The sequence below is a fragment of the Brenneria tiliae genome, assembly GCF_023347575.1.
GTDB lineage: Bacteria > Pseudomonadota > Gammaproteobacteria > Enterobacterales > Enterobacteriaceae > Brenneria > Brenneria corticis.
On record NZ_JAKPCB010000097.1, the window covers coordinates 89,286 to 107,688 of the forward strand.

16 protein-coding genes are annotated in these 18,403 nt (G+C 60.2%); 8 read left to right on the plus strand and 8 right to left on the minus strand.

Annotation, left to right across the window (positions count from 1 at the left end; all coding sequences use genetic code 11):
• Positions 1-73 precede the first annotated feature (73 nt).
• From MFP24_RS11660 to MFP24_RS11675, 4 genes are read left to right on the plus strand one after another with little or no spacing between them, the layout of a single operon-like run.
• Entirely contained in the window at positions 74-1,507 is a 1,434-nt protein-coding gene (locus tag MFP24_RS11660; protein ID WP_249230251.1) for a circularly permuted type 2 ATP-grasp protein, read from the plus strand.
• Entirely contained in the window at positions 1,507-2,436 is a 930-nt protein-coding gene (locus tag MFP24_RS11665; RefSeq protein WP_249230252.1) for an alpha-E domain-containing protein, read from the plus strand. Before MFP24_RS11660 ends, MFP24_RS11665 begins: the two co-directional genes overlap by 1 nt.
• A complete protein-coding gene (locus tag MFP24_RS11670) occupies positions 2,433-3,257 on the plus strand; it encodes a transglutaminase family protein (protein WP_249230253.1) in 825 nt (274 codons plus the stop codon). The genes MFP24_RS11665 and MFP24_RS11670 overlap by 4 nt, the downstream gene beginning before the upstream one ends.
• Positions 3,258-3,278: 21 nt before the next feature.
• Positions 3,279-4,013: a proteasome-type protease gene (locus MFP24_RS11675; protein ID WP_249230254.1), complete on the plus strand. Its 735-nt coding sequence runs from the start codon at positions 3,279-3,281 to the stop codon at positions 4,011-4,013.
• A 15-nt stretch (positions 4,014-4,028) separates the two neighbouring features.
• Here MFP24_RS11675 and MFP24_RS11680 read toward each other — a convergent pair whose 3' ends face one another.
• The 4 genes from MFP24_RS11680 to MFP24_RS11695 form a co-directional block, all read right to left on the minus strand.
• On the minus strand, positions 4,029-5,612 hold the full coding sequence (locus MFP24_RS11680) for an ABC transporter ATP-binding protein (protein ID WP_249230255.1): 1,584 nt from the start codon (positions 5,610-5,612) through the stop codon (positions 4,029-4,031).
• Positions 5,605-6,426, minus strand: coding sequence for an ABC transporter permease (locus tag MFP24_RS11685; protein ID WP_249230256.1), 822 nt, complete (start codon positions 6,424-6,426; stop codon positions 5,605-5,607). Before MFP24_RS11685 ends, MFP24_RS11680 begins: the two co-directional genes overlap by 8 nt.
• Positions 6,427-6,492: 66 nt before the next feature.
• Positions 6,493-7,431 (minus strand): ABC transporter permease, encoded by a 939-nt coding sequence (locus MFP24_RS11690; protein ID WP_249230410.1) that lies wholly within the window; start codon positions 7,429-7,431, stop codon positions 6,493-6,495.
• 68 nt (positions 7,432-7,499) lie between these two features.
• Positions 7,500-9,044, minus strand: coding sequence for an ABC transporter substrate-binding protein (locus tag MFP24_RS11695; RefSeq protein ID WP_249230257.1), 1,545 nt, complete (start codon positions 9,042-9,044; stop codon positions 7,500-7,502).
• 504 nt (positions 9,045-9,548) lie between these two features.
• On the opposite strand from MFP24_RS11695, the gene nrdD reads away from it, so the two are divergent.
• Together nrdD and nrdG are read left to right on the plus strand one after the other, a co-directional pair.
• Positions 9,549-11,687 (plus strand): anaerobic ribonucleoside-triphosphate reductase, encoded by a 2,139-nt coding sequence (gene nrdD, locus MFP24_RS11700; RefSeq protein ID WP_249230258.1) that lies wholly within the window; start codon positions 9,549-9,551, stop codon positions 11,685-11,687.
• Between the two features lie 57 nt (positions 11,688-11,744).
• Complete coding sequence (nrdG, locus tag MFP24_RS11705) at positions 11,745-12,209, plus strand: anaerobic ribonucleoside-triphosphate reductase-activating protein (RefSeq protein ID WP_249230259.1); 465 nt, start codon at positions 11,745-11,747, stop codon at positions 12,207-12,209.
• Positions 12,210-12,223: 14 nt separating this feature from the next.
• Here nrdG and MFP24_RS11710 read toward each other — a convergent pair whose 3' ends face one another.
• From MFP24_RS11710 to MFP24_RS11720, 3 genes are read right to left on the minus strand one after another with little or no spacing between them, the layout of a single operon-like run.
• Positions 12,224-12,877: an NAD(P)H-binding protein gene (locus tag MFP24_RS11710; RefSeq protein ID WP_249230260.1), complete on the minus strand. Its 654-nt coding sequence runs from the start codon at positions 12,875-12,877 to the stop codon at positions 12,224-12,226.
• An 18-nt stretch (positions 12,878-12,895) separates the two neighbouring features.
• A complete protein-coding gene (locus MFP24_RS11715) occupies positions 12,896-13,357 on the minus strand; it encodes a YhbP family protein (RefSeq protein ID WP_249230261.1) in 462 nt (153 codons plus the stop codon).
• Positions 13,358-13,383: 26 nt separating this feature from the next.
• Entirely contained in the window at positions 13,384-13,830 is a 447-nt protein-coding gene (locus tag MFP24_RS11720) for a winged helix-turn-helix transcriptional regulator (RefSeq protein WP_249230262.1), read from the minus strand.
• 146 nt (positions 13,831-13,976) lie between these two features.
• Between MFP24_RS11720 and MFP24_RS11725 the strand changes: the two genes are divergently transcribed.
• Positions 13,977-15,203, plus strand: coding sequence for an MFS transporter (locus tag MFP24_RS11725; protein ID WP_249230263.1), 1,227 nt, complete (start codon positions 13,977-13,979; stop codon positions 15,201-15,203).
• On the opposite strand, the gene MFP24_RS11730 is transcribed toward MFP24_RS11725, so the two are convergent.
• Complete coding sequence (locus tag MFP24_RS11730; RefSeq protein WP_249230264.1) at positions 15,200-17,410, minus strand: YgiQ family radical SAM protein; 2,211 nt, start codon at positions 17,408-17,410, stop codon at positions 15,200-15,202. The two genes, MFP24_RS11725 and MFP24_RS11730, sit on opposite strands and share 4 nt — an antisense overlap.
• Before the next feature lie 377 nt (positions 17,411-17,787).
• On the opposite strand from MFP24_RS11730, the gene MFP24_RS11735 reads away from it, so the two are divergent.
• Positions 17,788-18,369, plus strand: a complete 582-nt coding sequence (locus tag MFP24_RS11735) for a hypothetical protein (protein ID WP_249230265.1) — start codon at positions 17,788-17,790, stop codon at positions 18,367-18,369.
• Positions 18,370-18,403: the final 34 nt, after the last annotated feature.

An 18,403-nucleotide genomic window follows, 5' to 3' on the forward strand; every position in this document is an offset into this window, starting at 1 on the left:
ACGCTCTTTGTCAAAATGGCGCATTTTATGCATTGCACTATTATCGCTATTAAGCGTGATGCAGGGGATGACAATGATAAAAATGACGCTTCCGACACCGTCTTACTATGATGAGATGCTTTCCGTAGCAGGCGAACAGCGCCGGCACTACGACTCTTATTGGCAATGGCTGCAACAAACCGACCAGCAGGCGATCAGGCAGAAAAAGGAGCAGGCCGAGCTGCTGTTTCATCGCGTCGGCATCACTTTTAACGTCTATGGCGAAGAAGGCGGCACCGAGCGTTTAATTCCTTTCGACAGCGTGCCGCGCATTATTCCCGCCCATGAGTGGCGCCAGCTCGATCGCGGCATCCGCCAGCGGGTGCAGGCGCTGAACGCCTTTCTGTACGATATCTATCACCAGCAGCATATTCTTAGAGCCGGCATTATTCCCAGCGAACAAGTGCTGGCCAACGAGCAATATCAGCCCTGTATGCAGGGAGTGGATCTGCATAACAATATCTATGCCCATATCACCGGCATCGATATGGTGCGCAACAGCGACGGCCGCTATTACGTACTGGAAGACAACCTGCGCACCCCGTCCGGCGTGTCCTACATGCTGGAAAACCGCAAAATGATGATGCGGCTGTACCCGGACCTGTTCGCCAGCCAGCATATTGCGCCGGTCGAACGCTACCCCAGCTACCTGCTGCAAACGCTGCGCGAAAGCACCCCGGTCGACGACCCGACCGTGGTGGTGATGACGCCGGGACGGTTTAACAGCGCCTATTTTGAACACAGTTTTCTGGCGCAGCAGATGGGCGTGGAGCTGGTGGAAAGCGCCGATCTGTTCGTAAAAGCGGGCGCCGTGTATATGCGCACCACCGAAGGCCCCTGCCGGGTGGACGTTATTTACCGGCGCGTGGATGATGCCTTCCTCGATCCGCTGGCGTTCCGCGCCGACTCCATGCTCGGCGTTCCCGGCCTGCTGTCGGTGTACCGCGCCGGCGGCGTGGTGCTGGCCAACGCCATCGGCACCGGCGTGGCGGATGATAAGTCCATCTACCCTTACGTACCGGAGATGATCCGCTTCTACCTCTCCGAAGAGCCGATTCTGGGCAATATCCCCACCTGGCAGTGCCGCGATCCGCAGGCGCTCAGCTATGTCCTCGGCAATCTGGAGAACATGGTGGTGAAAGAGGTTCACGGCGCGGGGGGATACGGCATGCTGGTCGGCCCCAGGGCGACGCGCCAGCAGATTGAGGACTTCCGCCGGCGGCTGCAGGCCAATCCGCACAATTACATCGGCCAGGAGACGCTGGCGCTCTCCACCTGCCCCACCTTTGTGGAAGACGGACTGGCTCCCCGCCATATCGATCTGCGTCCGTTCGCGCTGGCGGGGGAAGAGATCCGTCTGATACCCGGCGGATTAACCCGCGTGGCGCTGACGGAAGGCTCGCTGGTGGTCAACTCGTCGCAGGGCGGCGGCACCAAAGATACCTGGGTCATGGAGGAGGAGGAATAATGTTAAGCCGCACAGCCAGTGAACTCTATTGGATGGCCCGCTATCTGGAACGGGCGGAAAGCCTGGCCCGGGTGCTGGACGTCACCTATAAATTATCCATGATGCCGCGCCACAGCCAGCAGCAGCGCGACCTGGCGCTGCCGCTGAATCTGACCTATACCCACGAGCTGTTCCAGCAGCGCTACGCCCGTTTCTCCATGAACAACCTGCTGAACTTTTTCGCGCTGGACAGCCAAAACCCCAGCAGCATCTACAACTGTATCGAAATGGCCTGGAACAACGCCCATGCCGTGCGCGGCAGCCTCTCTTCCGAAGTCTGGGAATGCATCAACACCACCCGTATCGATATCCGCAGCCTGCACGATCAGGGGGTGGATAAAATCGGCATCGACGCGTTCTTCGACTGGGTGAAAGAGCGCGCGCACCTGTTCCGCGGCGCGATGTTCGGCACTCTGCTGCGTAACGACGCCCAGTGCTTTATTCGCCTCGGCACCCTGATCGAACGCGCCTACGCCACCGCGCAGCTGCTCAGCCTGAAAGATCGGCAGTTGAATAGCGATCCCGATCCGGTGCGCGAATATTACCGGCTGGATACGCTGCTGCGGGCCGTCAGCGCGCGCGAAGCCTACCATAGCATCTATCGCCAGCCGATCAGCCGGGAAACCGTGACCGAATTACTGGTGCTGCGGGGGGATGTGCCGCGCTCGCTGCACGCCTGTATCGACGATCTGGTGCAACAGCTGGAAACCATCGGCAGCCAGCGGGCCAAGGTGCCTCACCGCCTGGCCCATCTGCTGCGCGTGGAGCTGCGCTTCAGCACCCTTGACGACATCCTGGCCAAGGGCCTGGAAGCCTACCTGAATGAATTCATCAGCAAGATCAATGAACTGGCCGACAGCATCCGTCATACCTATCTGGAGGCGCTATGAAACTGACCATCAACCACCTGACCCATTATCACTATGATGAGGAAGTGAAATTCAGCACCCAGTACCTGCGTCTGACCCCCAAAAACTCGGCCCGCCAGCAGATCAGGGAGTGGAAGCTGACGCTCCCCGCCGCGGCCGTCGCCACCACCGACGCCTACGGCAATGTGCTGCACGTGATGACCCTGGACGTTCCGCATCACGACATCACCATCCACGCTCAAGGCGTGGTGGAAATCGCCGATAACGCAGAACAGGCCTACGACGGCGGCGCAGCGGATGCCCTGTCGCCGCTTGTGTTCCTGCGCACCACGCCGCTGACGGAAGCGGATGGCAGCATCCGCGCCTTTGCGCAGCGCTATTACCGGCCGCAGGAGGCGGAAGAGAGCCTGAACACGCTGATGGCGGAATTACAGCTGAAAATGCCGTATACTCCCGGCGCCACGCAGGTTCAGGACACCGCGGCGCAGGCGTTCGCCATGGAGAAAGGGGTGTGTCAGGATCATACCCACGTCTTTCTGGCCTGCTGCCGCAGCCTGAATATTCCGGCCCGCTATGTCAGCGGTTACGTTTATAGTCAGGATACGCAGCATGTGGCCATGCACGCCTGGGCGGAAGTCTGGCTGCACGATCGCTGGCAGGGATTTGATATTACCAATAACACCCGTTTGCTCCATCAGCATCTGTGGCTGGCGGTGGGCATGGACTATCTGGACGCCTGCCCGGTGCGCGGCTCGCGGCTGGGCGGCGGATGTGAAGAGATGTTTTCCGAGGCTGAAGTACGTCTGTTCGAACGCCAACAGCAGATACAGCAGCAACAGTAGATTTTAACGAAAAGGTGCTTTATGACGTACTGTGTGGCCATGCGTCTGTCTGACGGTTTGGTATTTGCTTCGGATTCCCGCACCAATGCCGGCGTCGACCACATTTCAACGTTTAAAAAACTTCATGTCTTTCATGAAGATAACCAACGCGTGCTGGTGATCCAGTGCGCCGGGAATCTGGCCACCACCCAGAGTATCATCAGCCTGCTCTGCGCCCGCATCGAGGCGCAGGAAACGCCCAATCTGCTGCAAGCCGGCACCATGTACCACGCCGCCATGCTGCTGGGAGAAACGGTGCGTGAAGTGATCCACCGCGACAGCCAGGCTCAGCAGAGCGGTAGCAACACCAATTTCGGCTGCAATCTGCTATTGGGCGGTCAGATCGCCGGCGAGGCGCCCAGGCTGTTCCATATATATCCTGAAGGCAACTTTATCGAAGCCACCGAGGATACGCCCTATTTTCAGATCGGCGAAAGCAAGTACGGCAAACCGATTATCGATCGGGTGCTGAGCATGGATACGCCGCTGGAGCAGGCGATGTGCTGCGCGCTGATCTCCATTGACTCCACCCTGCGCAGCAACCTGTCGGTGGGGCTGCCGCTCGACGTGATGATCTACCGGGCGAACAGCTTCGACACCCGCGAACAGCAGCGTGTTACCGAAAATAACCCCTATTTCATCCAAATCCGCAAGGCGTGGTCGGAAGGGTTGCTGCATACCTTTCGCCAACTGCCGCCGTTTCCGGAGATAAAATAGTCATCAATAGGTTACTTACGCCTTGGCGGCGCTAACCTCCCGCAGCCAGCCGCAGCGCATCTCCGGCACGGCCATCAGCAGCCGCCGCGTATAGTCGTCCAGCGGCGGCGATAATGCCTCCGCCACCGGCCCCTGGCGGACGATCCGGCCGTGGCGCAGCACCGCCACGCTGTCCGCCACCTCGCGCACCACGTGAAGGTCGTGGGTGATAAACAGGTAAGCCACCCCGGTTTCCTGCTGGATCTGCCGCAATAGCGCCAGCACATCGCGCGCCACCAGCGGATCGAGCGCCGACGTCGGCTCGTCGCACACGATCAGCTCAGGCTCCGCCGCCAGCGCGCGGGCGATGCACACCCGCTGTTTCTGGCCGCCGGAAAGCGAGCCGGGATAGCGCTCGGCAAGCGCGGCGGGTAAGCCGACCCGCTGTAGCAAATCCCGCACCCGCGCGCCGCGTTGGGCGACGGGCAAATCCGTCAGGCAGGCTATCGCGCGTTCAATCTGCACCCCGACGGTCAAACGCGGATTCAGCGCCGTATCGGGATGCTGATGAATCATCTGCACCGCCTGAAAATGGCGGCGGGTACGCTGCGCCAGGCGCGGCGGCAGCGACTCGCCCTGCAAGACGACGTCGCCGTTCTCCGGCGCCAGCAGCCCGCACACCGCGCGGCCCAGCGTCGATTTCCCCGAGCCGGACTCGCCGATCACCGCCAGCGTCCGGCCGCGGGCCAGCTGCAGGGACACCGTTTCCAGCACCGGCTGCCGGCCATAGCTGGCGCTGACGCGCCGAATATCCAGCACGATGTCGTCCGACGGCGGCCGCGGCGCTTTAGGTTCCCCCCGCGCCAGCAGCAGCTGGCGGGTATAGTCTTGCGCCGGCTGGGCCAGAATCTGCGCGGTGGCGCCGATTTCCACCTGCCGCCCGCCGCGCAATACCATGATCCTGTCGCTAAGCTGCGCCACCACCGCCAGATCGTGGCTGATATAGAGCGCGGCGACGCCGGTCAGGCGAATAATGTCCGCTATCGCCTGCAATACGCCCAGCTGCGTGGTGACGTCCAGCGCGGTGGTCGGCTCGTCAAAAATGATCAGATCCGGCCCGGCGATAAGGGCCATGGCGATCATCGCCCGCTGGAGCTGGCCGCCCGACACCTGGTGCGGATAACGGCGGAAAAACGCCGCCGGGTCCGGCAGGGAGAGCCGGGCGAACAATTCCAGCGCCCGTTCGGTGGCCTGCCGGCGCGCTAGCGCCCGGTGGATCACCGCCGCCTCGATCACCTGTTCGCCGATGCGCCGCGCCGGATTAAACGCCGCGCTGGCGGACTGGGCCACGTACGCGATGCGCCGGCCGCGCACCTTGCGCAGTTGCCGCTCGGACAAGGCCGCCAGGTCGCTATCCGCAAACCAGATATGCCCTTGCCGAATGCGCATACCGTGGCGGCAATGGCCGAGAATGGCCTGCCCGATGGTGGATTTTCCGGCGCCGGACTCGCCAATCAGCCCCAGTACTTCCCCTTTGCGCAGGTTGAAGGAGATATCGTCCACCAGCGTCCGATCGCCGGCCGCCACCTGAAGATGCTCCACCCGCAATAAATCAGCCATGACGGCCTCCCCGCCAGCTACGCGCGTTGCGGCTGAGCAGCCAGTCCGCCACCAGGTTCAGCGATACCGCCAGCAGCGCAATCGCCGCCCCCGGCACCAGCGCCGCCCAGACGCCGAACAGAATGCCGTCCTTATTATCCCGCGCCAGACCGCCCCAGTCCGCCGTGGGCGGCTGGATCCCCATGCCAAGAAACGACAGCGCGGAGAGAAACAGCAGGATGAAAATAAAGCGCATGGCGAACTCCGCCACCAGCGTGGTGGCCGCGTTGGGCAGGATTTCGCGCCACAGGATCCAGCGCATGGACTCGCCGCGCATGCGGGCGACCTCGATAAACTCCTGCGCGGCGATATCCACCGCCAGCGAACGGGCCACGCGCAGCACCCGCGTGGCTTCAAGCACGCCGAGCACCACAACGATGATGGCGGTGTTTTTCGGCAGCAGCGCCAGCACCACCAGCGCCAGAATCAGTGTCGGGATCGCCATCAGCACGTCATTGACGCGGGAAATCAGCTGATCCGCCCAGCCGCCGCATACGCCGGCCAGAAACCCCAGCAGCGTGCCGAGTAAAAACGCCAGCAGCGCCGCCAGCGCCGTTACCGTCAGCGACGTGCGGGTTCCCCAGATCAGGCGGGAAAACAGATCCCGCCCCAGATTGTCCGTCCCCAGCAGCGCCTGTTCCGTCGGGCCGATCCAGGGACCGCCCACCACCTGATCGGCCGGATAGGGCGCAATCCAGGGCGCCAGCACCGCCAGCAGAATAAAAACGCCCAGCCCCAGCAGGCCGAGCAGCGCGGAAGGTTTTAGCGCGGGCATTCGGCTGGCTCCTTTTCTGTTTGCATATTGCACTCTATTCTTCGCCGGGCTGATTCCATTCGGGGATCAACGGGCATGGCGCAGACGGGGATTGGCGATCAGCGCCACCACGTCCGCCAGGAGATTCAACAAGATATAAATCGCCGCCAGCACCAGCGCGCAGCCCTGAATCACCGGCATATCGCGCTTACTGATGCTGTCGACCATATACTGCCCCAGTCCGGCATAGACGAAGACGTTTTCCACAATCACCACGCCGACCATCAGATAAGCCAGATTCAGCACGATCACGTTGATGATCGGCCCCCAGGCGTTCGGCAGGACATGGCGCAGCAGGATGGCGGAGGGCGCCAGGCCTTTCAGCAAGGCGGTATCGACATAGGCGGCGCTCTGGGCGTTAATCAGCGCCGCGCGGGTCATATTGCTCATATGCCCCAGCACCGCCAGCAGCAGGGTGACGCCAGGCAGGACTATCGCCGTCAGCCGGGATGACAGCGGCATGCCGGCGCTGACGTTGCTGTTGCTGGGCAACCACATCAGGGTGATGGAGAACACCAGGATAAGCAGATAGCCGGAGAAAAATTCCGGCAGCGCCACCGCCGTGCGGGTAAAGCTATTCAGCAGTTGATCCAGCCAGCCGCCCTGATAGCGCACGGAGATAAAGCCAATCAGCAGCGCCAGCGGCACGGCGATAGCCGCCGTCCACCCCGCCAGAAACAGCGAATTCTCCAGGCGGTAGGCCAGCACCGGGGCGATGCTCTGCCGGCTGGTAAAGCTCTGTCCGAAATCGCCCCGCACTATCCCGCCCAGCCAGGAAAAGTAGCGGGATAGCGCCGGCTGGTCCAATCCCAGCTGCGCATTGAGCGCGTGCACCGCTTCCGGCGTGGCGGACTGGCCCAGGATCGCCGCGGCCGGGTTGCCCGGCAGCAGTTGAATGCCGGCGAAGATCAGCACCGACACCACCGCGAGCATCGCCACGCCCGCCAGCAGCCGGCGGGCAATCATCAGCGCCAGCGGAGAGCGGGGGATTAAAAACCTTGGACTACCTGATATCACCGTCGCATCGCCCGTTTTCAACTCGCCAGCCATACTTTTTCGGCGGCGCGGTTACCGCTTAGCGGGAAGCCGGGGATGGCATGGAAACCTTTGACCTTATTGTTGCAGGCATCCAGCGTATCGGCATACAGCGGGATGATTTCGCTGCCTTTTTCCACCAGCATCACCTGAATATCGTGGTAAATCTGCCGGCGTTTATCCTCGTTCTGTTCACCGCGCGCCGCCTGCACCAGCTGATCAAACGCCGGCTCATGCCACAGCGATTCGTTCCACGGCGCCTTGCTGGTAAACACCAGGGACAATAGCGCATCCGCCGTCGGGCGCATCGACCAGTTGGAAGAGACGAACGGTTTCTTCATCCAGACGTTATCCCAGAAGGCATCGTCCGGCACGCGCTCCACCGTCAGCGGAATGCCGGCGCGCTGCGCGGAAGCCTGATAGAGCTGGCCGGCATCCACCGCGCCGGGAAAACCGGCATCCGCGACCGACAGCACCAGCGGACCTTTGAAGCCCGCTTTTTTCCAGTGAAACTGGGCTTTTTCCGGATCGTAAGGACGCTGCGGAATATCTTTGGCGAAATAGCGGTTCGACGGAAAAATCGGGTTGTCGTTGGCGACGCTGGCGTAGCCGCCCAGCACGGTATCGACGATTTGCTGGCGATCGATGGCGTATTTCAGCGCCAGACGGCCGTCCAGCGAATCGAACGGCGCCACGTTGCCCAGGCCGGGGAAGGTGAAAATAAAGCCGTCGCGCGTACGCAACAGTTGCAGGTTGGGCATCCTTTCGATGCGGCTGACAACGCGCGGATTGACGCGGTTGATAATGTGCGCCGAGCCGCTCACCAGCGCCGCCACGCGGGCGGTGGAGTCGTTCATCGCCAGCGTTTCCACCGAATCCACGTGGCCGCGTTCGCTGTTCCAGTGATTCGGGTTGCGCTTAACCAGCGTGCGCACGCCCGGCTGGAAGCTCTCCAGAATAAAGGCCCCGGTGCCGATGCCTTTATCAAAGGATTCATTTTCCGCGGTAATGGCGAAGTGAACGTCGCTCAGCAGCGAGATAAATTCCACGTTCGGTTCGCTCAGGCGAATGGTGACCTCATGGGCGCCGGTCGCTTCCAGCGAGGTGACCGGGTCCAGATAGCCTTTTACCGATGAGCTGGACTGCTCGCCGCGGTGGTGATTGAGGGAGTAGACCACGTCTTTCGCCGTCAGCGTGCGCCCATCGTGGAACTGCACCCCGGAGCGGATATTCAGGATCCAGGTGCGGCCGCCTTCAGCGCTGGACCAGGACTCCGCCAGCGACGGGATCAGTTCGCCCTTTTCGTCAACTTCGACCAGGTTGTTAAACAGCTGGGAGCCGACGAAATACATATAGGTTTCAAACCAGAAAGCGGGGTCGAGACGGTCGGTGCTGGAGGCGTTGTCCACCCCGATAATCAGATGCCCGCCTTTCCGCGGGACGTCGTTGCCTTCCGCTCCCCACGCATAGCCCAGAGGCCAGCCGGCGGTCGCGGCGACGGCGGAGACAGCGCAGGCGCCCTTGATAAAATGACGACGATTCATGTATTTATTCCTTTCGTTATCCCACCGTTGCCGATGGCTTTTTTCTTCTTCGCTGCGGTAAATCCATTCAAGATTTATGCCTGCAACAGTAGCGTGCGCCCGCCCTATTCCGCCGTCCGGCATCGAACCCGCTACGCCCTGCGTATAGCCCGTTGCGCGAACTGAAAAACGGTGCGCTCACCTTAGTGAAAAAACGTTTGGATGTCTAGATGCCTTTATAGCCAAAACGTCGCCGCAGGGCGCGATACCGCGCCCGCCAGGGCTTAGCAAATTCCCGGCATTTTATTGTTGTTTTTTGTACAAGAGTGAATTATCTACGACACTCGATTTTCTTTGCTCTACGTCAAAAAAATGGTGATACGCAGGCGCAAAATTCAATATATAGTGTCTATCATATAAAGTATGAACTATATATAGTGCTTATCCACAATATCATCCACAGCCCCCGCAGCCCTTGCGCGCCGCGGTTTTCCCCTGTGGATAACATTGACTGAGGAAAAAAACGTGAAACCAGTAGTGATTAAACGGGACGGCTGCCAGGTACCTTTTGATGAAGTTCGCATCAAAGAAGCCGTCGAGCGAGCGGCGCAGGCCGCCGGCATCGACGACGCGGACTACTGTGCAACCGTAGCCTGTGCGGTCGCTCAACAAATGCAGGATAAGCGACGCGTAGACATTCGCGACATCCAGAATGCGGTCGAAAACCTGTTGATGTCCGGCAAATACAAACAATTGGCGCGTACCTATATTGAATATCGCCACGATCGCGACGTCGCGCGCGAGCGTCACGGCCGGCTGAACCAGGAGATCCGCGGGCTGGTGGAACAGAGCAATATGGCCTTGCTGAACGAAAACGCCAACAAAGACAGCAAAGTCATTCCCACCCAGCGCGACCTGCTGGCGGGGATCGTCGCCAAGCACTATGCCAAACAGTACATTCTGCCGCGCGACGTGGTGCTTGCCCATGAGCGCGGCGAGATTCACTATCACGATCTCGATTACTCCCCCTTCTTCCCGATGTTCAACTGCATGCTTATCGATCTGGGCGGCATGCTGACCAAGGGATTTAAAATGGGGAACGCGGAAATCGAGCCGCCGAAATCGATTTCCACCGCCACGGCGGTCACCGCGCAGATTATCGCCCAGGTCGCCAGCCATATTTACGGCGGCACCACCATTAACCGTATTGATGAAATTCTGGCGCCGTTCGTCGCCGCCAGCCATAAAAAACATCAGGCCGTGGCGCGGGAGTGGAACATTCCCGATGCGGAAGGCTATGCCCTCACCCGGACGCAAAAAGAGTGCTACGACGCCTTCCAGTCGCTGGAATATGAGGTGAATACGCTGCATACCGCCAACGGCCAGACGCCGTTCGTCACCTTTGGCTTCGGGCTGGGCACCAGTTGGGAATCCCGGCTGATCCAGGAGTCCATTCTGCGCAACCGCATCGCCGGGCTGGGTAAAAACCATAAAACGGCGGTGTTCCCCAAACTGGTGTTCGCCATTCGCGACGGGCTGAACCACAAGCCTGCCGATGCGAATTACGACATCAAGCAGCTGGCGCTGGAATGCGCCAGCAAGCGCATGTATCCCGATATCCTGAATTACGATCAGGTGGTCAAGGTTACCGGCTCCTTTAAAACGCCGATGGGCTGCCGCAGTTTCCTCGGCGTCTACGAAGAGGACGGCGAACAAATCCACGACGGCCGCAATAACCTGGGGGTGATCAGCCTGAACCTGCCGCGTATCGCGCTGGAAGCCGAGGGCGACGAGGCCCGCTTCTGGACGCTGCTCGACCAGCGCCTGGCGTTGTCGAAAAAGGCGCTGATGACGCGTATCGCCCGGCTGGAAAACGTGAAGGCCCGCGTGGCGCCGATTCTCTATATGGAAGGCGCCTGCGGCGTGCGCTTAAAAGCGGACGACAGCATTGCGGATATCTTCAAGAACGGCCGCGCCTCTATTTCGCTGGGCTACATCGGGCTGCATGAGACCATTAACGCGCTGTTCGGCAATGAGGTTCACGTCTTCGATAGTGCGCAGCTGCGTGAAAAAGCCGTCGCCATCGTCGCCCGTCTGAAAGCCGCCACCGAGCAGTGGAAAAAAGAAACCGGCTACGGCTTCAGCCTGTACAGTACGCCGAGCGAAAACCTGTGCGACCGCTTCTGCCGGCTGGATACCGCCGAGTTCGGCATTATTCCGGGCGTAACGGATAAAGGCTACTACACCAACAGCTTCCATCTGGACGTGGAGAAGAAGGTCAATCCGTACCAGAAAATCGATTTTGAAGCCCCCTACCCGCCGCTGGCCAACGGGGGATTCATCTGCTACGGCGAATACCCGAACCTGCAACATAATCTGAAAGCGCTGGAAGACGTGTGGGACTACAGCTACCGCCACGTCCCTTATTACGGCACCAACACGCCGATCGACGAGTGCTACGAATGCGGCTTCACCGGTGAATTCGAGTGTACCAGCAAGGGCTTCACCTGTCCGAAATGCGGCAATCACGACTCGGCCCGCGTCTCCGTCACCCGTCGGGTGTGCGGCTATCTCGGCAGCCCGGATGCCCGGCCGTTCAACGCCGGCAAACAGGAAGAGGTTAAACGGCGCATCAAGCACCTGGGCAACGGGCAGTTGGGTTAACCGCGCCGGGCCGCGCCAAAACGCGGCTTTACCCCTTATCAAACGGCCTTTACGCAGATGAATTACCACCAGTATTACCCCGTTGACGTGGTCAACGGCCCCGGAACGCGCTGCACCCTGTTTGTTTCCGGGTGCGTGCATCAATGCCCCGGCTGCTACAACAAAAGCACCTGGCGGCTTAATTCCGGCCAGCCGTTTACGGCGCAACTGGAGGATCGAATCATCGCCGACCTCCAGGACAGCGAGATCCCGCGGCAGGGCCTCACCCTGTCCGGCGGCGATCCGCTCCATCCGCAGAACGTGCCCGACGTTCTGCGCCTGGTAAAACGGGTGCGCGCGCAGTGTCCCGGCAAGGATATCTGGCTGTGGACGGGCTATGTGCTGGCGGAACTGACCGAGGAACAGCGGCAGGTGGCGTCCCTGATCAACGTGCTGGTGGACGGTAAATTCGTTGAGGATCTCAAAGATCCGGCGTTAATCTGGCGCGGCAGCAGCAATCAGGTTATCCACTACCTGCGCTGATAGCCGCACCGCGGCTACAAAGCCGTTGTCTGCCCGGCCAGCGTACGCAGCTGGTCGGACTCCAACACCGCCACCTTCGCTTTCGGCTGCGGCGAAAACGCCTGATTCAATAAGGCCTGCGCCACGGTTTTCCCCTCTATCGCCCGCCATTTCGCCGGAAAAAAGCGAAAGAGCGCCGCGAGCAGGCTCTCCAGAGGACGATGGTTTTCCCTCTCCCCCACAAGCAGCGAGGGGCGGGCCAGGGTCAGATGTTGCCATCCCTGCTGGCGCAGGGACTTCTCGGCCGCGCCTTTGACTCGCGAATAAAAGAAGGGCGACGTCGCATTGGCGTTGAGCGCACTGACCACCAGCAGATGTTTCGCCCCCAATGCCAGCGCGGTTTTCGCCCCCTCCACCACCAGCGTGTAATCCACATAGCGGAACGCCTGTTTACTCCCCGCGGCCTTCAGCGTCGATCCCAGACAGCAAAAGGCGATATCGATGGGGGAAGTCAGTTGAGAAAGCGCCGCGGCAAGATCGGCGTTGTGGGGATTCACCACTTTTTCGGCAGAAGGCAACGGCTTACGGGTGGGCGCGTAAATCGTTTCAACCCGGTGATTGGCCTTTAAAAGCTGCAACAGTTCATTGCCTACCAGTCCCGTCGCCCCTAATAGCAATACCCGGCTCATATATTCTCCTGTGGTTATCTATGTTTTTACTATCATGGCGTCATGCCCGGTGCGTTGCCAATAGCGTTTCTTCCCAAAACCCAGCGCGTTGTCCGTCATTTTCAGTTCGGTCAGCCGCAAGCGCCACACCGGCGCCGCGGAGGCCCTGGCGACCGGGAAACGCGCGTTGTACCGCTCCCGCGCCTGCCGCTCGTCCTCCCCTTGCAATAACTCGGCCTGCGCGCGGAACTGCACCCCTTTAATCAGCAAAACGCTTTTCGGCTGGCCGCTGACCGCCCCGGCGACCCGCGGCTGCCGCGACATCAGCTCGCCATGACGAGTGTGCGGCTCGGTCATCAGATAAAAAGCCACCTGTTGTTCGTCATAAGTGTAGAAGCAACTGGCGCACCATAAATCCGAATTATCGCCCACGCACAGCGTCAGTACGTGCAGCTTCTTCAGATAACGGGAGATGGCGTTAAGGTCGTTTTCTGTTTCCACCTGTCCTCCTGCCATAAGTTGGCATCTCAGTTAACCTTCTGGACATAGGTATCCTGCGGCGCCAGTAAACGCCCTTCGGCGGAGCGGGGCGCCATCGCCGGCAGGGGATTGTCGGTTTGCCGCTCCAGCAGCCGGGAGTGCGCTTCACCCGGTTCAAACAGATGCCGCTCTCCCCACTGGCGCAGCACCACCACCAGCGGGAAAAGCTGAGCGCCTTTGGAGGTCAGCACATATTCCTGATAGGCCGAGCCGTCGGACGCCGGCCGCACCGCCAGAATATCCTCTTCCACCAGACGGCGCAGACGATCGGTAAGAATATTGCGCGCCACCCCCAGACTACGCTGAAAATCGCCGAAACGCCGACGATCGTCGAACGCATCGCGAATAATCAGCAACGACCACCGATCGCCGATAACATCCAGCGCACGCGCCACCGGGCACGCATCCTCTTTCATACTTTTGCGTTTCACCATCGGTCTCTTATCCCGTTTCCGTCTTATCAGACCCTGCGCCAGCCGGCTGATTTTTCACTGGCGCCATAATTCTGGTTGCATTTTAAAACCCCTATCATTAGGCTGCAACCAGTTGCATTTTGAAACTCATTGCGCGGAGTTGTATCATGACCACGGAAAACCGTATCGCCGTCTCAACCCTACCCGCCCCCATGCCGCGGCTGATGGTTCTTTTGCTGGCCGCCGCCTGCGGGCTAAGCGTGGCGAACGTCTATTATGCGCAGCCGTTGTTAGACGCGCTGTCGGCGGATTTCGGCATCGGCACCGCGGCGATCGGCGGCGTCATGACCGCCACCCAGGTCGGCTGCGCGCTGGCGTTGCTGCTGCTGGTGCCGTTGGGCGATCTCGTTAACCGGCGTCATTTAATGTTAGCCCAGCTCGGCGCCCTGACGGCGGCGCTGATCGCGGTGGCACTGGCGACCACGCCGCTTTATTTACTGGCCGGCATGTTGGCCGTAGGAATGCTGGGCACCGCAATGACGCAGGGGCTGATCGCCTATGCCGCGACCGCGGCGGCACCACAGGAGCGCGGGCGCGTTGTCGGCGCGGCGCAGGGCGGCGTGGTGATCGGGCTGCTGCTGGCGCGCGTTATGGCGGGCATTATCGCCGACTTGGCGGGCTGGCGCGGCGTTTATCTCTTTTCCGCCCTGCTGATGCTATTGCTGGCCGTCGCGCTGTGGCGCGCGCTGCCGCATCAGGCCCGGCCGGCGCGGCGCTCATCCTATCCGGCGATGCTGTTCTCTATGCTGGCGTTGCTGCGCGAGGAGCGCACGTTGCAGATACGCGGCGTCATCGCTTTACTGATGTTCGCCGCCCTGAACATCTTCTGGAGCGCGCTGGTATTGCCGCTAAGCGCCGCGCCTTATTATCTTTCCCACACCGCGATCGGCGCCTTTGGGTTAGTGGGCGTGCTCGGCGCCCTGGCCGCCGTCAAGGCGGGCGACTGGGCGGACAAAGGGCGGGGGCAATGGGTCAGCGGAGGCGCCCTGTTATTGCTGCTGGCGGCGTGGCTGCCGCTGGGGCTGACCCCCTATTCGCTGTATGCGTTGACCGTCGGCATTATCGCGCTGGATCTCGGCGCGCAGGCGATTCACGTCGCCAACCAAAACATGATTTTCAACACCCGCCCGGATGCCCATAGCCGGCTGGTAGGGTGTTATATGCTGTTTTACAGCGTCGGCAGCGGACTGGGCGCGATGGCGGCGACCATGGTTTATGCCTCCGCCGGCTGGACGGGCGTCTGCCTGCTCGGAGGCGCCGTCAGCCTGTCGGCGTTGGTTTTCTGGGGCATCACCCTGGGCAGGATGCCGGTTTCCGCGCCGTCGCGATCTTAACGCGGTTTTTTACCCCGCTTAGCCGGCTTTTGAGCGGAATGCTTAGCGGCTGCGCTATTTTTACCGCCCGGCGCCGTTTTTTTAGCGGCGGATTTATCGACGGCGGCCGGCGCGGTAAAGCGGGTCAGCGCGGGGCGGCCGGCGCCCTTTGTTCCTGCTTCCGCACGTTCTCCCGGCGCGGCGGCGGGGATCAGGCAGCCGGGCCGGTTGCCGATCAGCCGCTTCATCCCCATGGCGCTCAGCGCGTCGCGGATCAGCGGCCAGTTCGCCGGATCGTGATAGCGCAGCAGCGCCTTATGCAGCCGGCGCTGGCGCTCGCCGCGCGGCACCACCACGTCCTCGCTCTTGTAATCCACCTTGCCGAGCGGATTCTTGCCGCTGTAATACATGGTGGTGGCGTTCGCCAGCGGGGAAGGATAAAAGTTTTGCACCTGATCCAGGCGGAAACGGTTCTCTTTCAGCCACAGCGCCAGATTGACCATATCCTCATCCCGGGTGCCCGGATGCGCGGCGATAAAATAGGGGATCAGATACTGCTGCTTTCCCGCCTGTTGCGAATAATCGTCAAAAAGCTGCTTAAAACGATGATAGCTGCCCATTCCCGGTTTCATCATTTTCGACAGCGGCCCGGCTTCGGTGTGTTCCGGGGCGATCTTCAGATATCCCCCGACGTGATGCTCGGCCAGCTCCTTGATATAGCGCGGATCTTCCACCGCCAGATCGTAACGGACGCCGGAGGCGATAAGGATTTTCTTGATCCCTTTCAGACTGCGGGTGCGCCGGTAAAGTTTAATGGTCGGCTCATGGTTGGTATCCATATGCGGACAGATTGCCGGATAAACGCAGGAAGCCCGCCGGCAGCTCTGCTCGGCGCGCGGCGACTGGCAGCGCAGCATATACATATTCGCCGTCGGGCCGCCCAGGTCGGAGATCACGCCGGTAAACCCCGGCACGTTATCGCGGATCTCCTCAATCTCTTTGACGATCGACGCTTCCGATCGGCTCTGGATAATCCGCCCCTCATGCTCGGTGATCGAACAGAAGGAACAGCCGCCGTAACAGCCGCGCATAATATTGATCGAAAAGCGGATCATATCGTAGGCCGCAATCACCGCCTTACCGTAGGAAGGATGCGGAACGCGCTGAAACGGCAGCGCGAACACCGCGTCCATCTCCTCGGTAGAGAGCGGGATCGCCGGCGGATTAATCCACACGTAACGGTCGCCGTGCTTTTGCATCAGCGCCCTGGCGCAGCCGGGATTGGTTTCATGATGTAATATCCGCGACGCATGGGCGTACATCACCTTATCGCCTTTCACTTTTTCAAATGACGGCAACAGCACGTAGGTTTTTTCCCACGGCTTGGGTTTCGGCGCCCGCACGGTAATCGGCCGAGCCGCCTCCGCCGCGGGAACCTCCCCCTCTGAGCAGGGCAAATCCTCGCCGTAGGGATTGATAATCGGTTCGATGCGGCCGGGTTTATCAAGCCGGGTGGAGTCAACCCCCGTCCAGCCGACCAGCGCCGTTTTACGCATCACCGCGGTATTGCGCACATCGTGGATAGCGCTTATCGGCTCACCCGCCGCCAGCCGGTGCGCCACCTCCGCCAGCGGCCGCTCGCCGTTGCCGTAGATCAGCATGTCCGCCTTGGCGTCCACCAGCACCGAGCGCCGCACGGTATCGGACCAGTAATCATAGTGGGCGATGCGCCGCAGGCTGGCCTCGATGCCGCCGAGGATCACCGGAATATCGTTATAGGCTTCCTTACAGCGCTGGCTATACGCCAGCGTCGCGCGGTCCGGCCTTTTCCCGCCGATATTGCCGGGGGTATAGGCGTCGTCATGACGTAATTTGCGGTCCGCGGTATAGCGGTTGATCATCGAATCCATATTCCCGGCGGTGACGCCGAAAAACAGATTGGGCTTGCCGAGACGCATAAAATCGTTTTTCGACGTCCAGTCAGGCTGCGCGATAATACCGACGCGAAACCCCTGCGCTTCCAGCAGCCGCCCGACGATCGCCATGCCGAAGCTCGGATGATCGACATAGGCGTCGCCGGTCACCACGATCACATCGCAGCTATCCCACCCCAGTTGCTCCATCTCCCGGCGCGACATGGGAAAAAACGGCGCGGTGCCGTAACACTCGGCCCAATAACGCGGGTACGAGAACAGGGTTCGTTCGGGCTGGATCAGGCTGGTCGGCATAGAGGTTCTTCGTTGTCGGGAAATACCCCGGATAACGTTTGCTGGCCGCATAACCGGGAAATGGGTGCGGAATTATACGCGGACCGCAATAACGCCGCTGGCCGGAATCACTCCGGCATGCGGCGGATCAAGCTTTTTCGCCGGAAACCGCGTTTAAAAACGGGGAGTCGTTTATTCCGCCAGGGGCGGTCTTTGCTAAAGTTCGACCGTAATAAGAAGCGTAAAATATATTTTATGTGATATAGGCTTCATATCAATAATGAATGTTCGATTCACCTCACAGAAAAATAATAAAAATGCTCGGCAGTATTACCGTGATTTTATTTATTACCAGTCTAATAATTTTTCTCGGTATTACTTAAAACAAGAAGATAGTTATGCCTATTATCGAGACCATCGAATCGCAAGATTTGAACAACGCCATCACGCGTATCCTGCAGAGGATTTCGTGCGAACCTGCCCAGCGGATGGTGCTCTATAAAATGCTGTCACTTTGCGAAACCGCTCGCTCGGCCGTCGAGATCGAGCAGGCATTGCTTTCCTATCCCGAAATGAAAGTGGTGCTGCAGCCGCCGTCGGTGCTACTGGCATGGCTGGCACAGGCGGGTGGCGTTGAACAGCTTGCGGGGGAGGATTCGGCGCCGCGATGGCGTACCACTCCGGCTGGCAGGCATGTGGTTCGGCGCGAGCACCCCACAGCACGACTGACCCGCCTGCTGGCTCAGGAACCGGTTTACCGTCCCCTCTATCTGCAGGTTCTGCAAGCCTGTGTGGTCCCAAAAACCAAATCCGGGATCGATGCAATGCTGCGGGATAATCCGCTGTTTGAGCATCCCAAAGTATATGCCAGTTATTTTATCGAGGCGCTGGAACAGGCGGGGGGACTGGAGTGGAACGATGGATGGCAGACCACCCGCAGCGGAATAAAAGTAATCGACGAAAATAATTATCCTGACTGATATCTAACCTATTTCCGATTTCTGTTTTTGGTAT

Excerpts from the sequence above, each read along its gene's own strand:
- MFP24_RS11660 (WP_249230251.1), top strand. The coding sequence starts at position 74 with ATGATAAAAATGACGCTTCCGACACCGTCTTACTATGATGAGATGCTT.
- MFP24_RS11665 (WP_249230252.1), top strand. The coding sequence starts at position 1,507 with ATGTTAAGCCGCACAGCCAGTGAACTCTATTGGATGGCCCGCTATCTG.
- MFP24_RS11670 (WP_249230253.1), top strand. The coding sequence starts at position 2,433 with ATGAAACTGACCATCAACCACCTGACCCATTATCACTATGATGAGGAA.
- MFP24_RS11675 (WP_249230254.1), top strand. The coding sequence starts at position 3,279 with ATGACGTACTGTGTGGCCATGCGTCTGTCTGACGGTTTGGTATTTGCT.
- MFP24_RS11680 (WP_249230255.1), bottom strand. The coding sequence starts at position 5,612 with ATGGCTGATTTATTGCGGGTGGAGCATCTTCAGGTGGCGGCCGGCGAT.
- MFP24_RS11685 (WP_249230256.1), bottom strand. The coding sequence starts at position 6,426 with ATGCCCGCGCTAAAACCTTCCGCGCTGCTCGGCCTGCTGGGGCTGGGC.
- MFP24_RS11690 (WP_249230410.1), bottom strand. The coding sequence starts at position 7,431 with ATGATTGCCCGCCGGCTGCTGGCGGGCGTGGCGATGCTCGCGGTGGTG.
- MFP24_RS11695 (WP_249230257.1), bottom strand. The coding sequence starts at position 9,044 with ATGAATCGTCGTCATTTTATCAAGGGCGCCTGCGCTGTCTCCGCCGTC.
- nrdG (WP_249230259.1), top strand. The coding sequence starts at position 11,745 with ATGAATTACCACCAGTATTACCCCGTTGACGTGGTCAACGGCCCCGGA.
- MFP24_RS11710 (WP_249230260.1), bottom strand. The coding sequence starts at position 12,877 with ATGAGCCGGGTATTGCTATTAGGGGCGACGGGACTGGTAGGCAATGAA.
- MFP24_RS11720 (WP_249230262.1), bottom strand. The coding sequence starts at position 13,830 with ATGGTGAAACGCAAAAGTATGAAAGAGGATGCGTGCCCGGTGGCGCGT.
- MFP24_RS11725 (WP_249230263.1), top strand. The coding sequence starts at position 13,977 with ATGACCACGGAAAACCGTATCGCCGTCTCAACCCTACCCGCCCCCATG.
- MFP24_RS11730 (WP_249230264.1), bottom strand. The coding sequence starts at position 17,410 with ATGCCGACCAGCCTGATCCAGCCCGAACGAACCCTGTTCTCGTACCCG.
- MFP24_RS11735 (WP_249230265.1), top strand. The coding sequence starts at position 17,788 with ATGCCTATTATCGAGACCATCGAATCGCAAGATTTGAACAACGCCATC.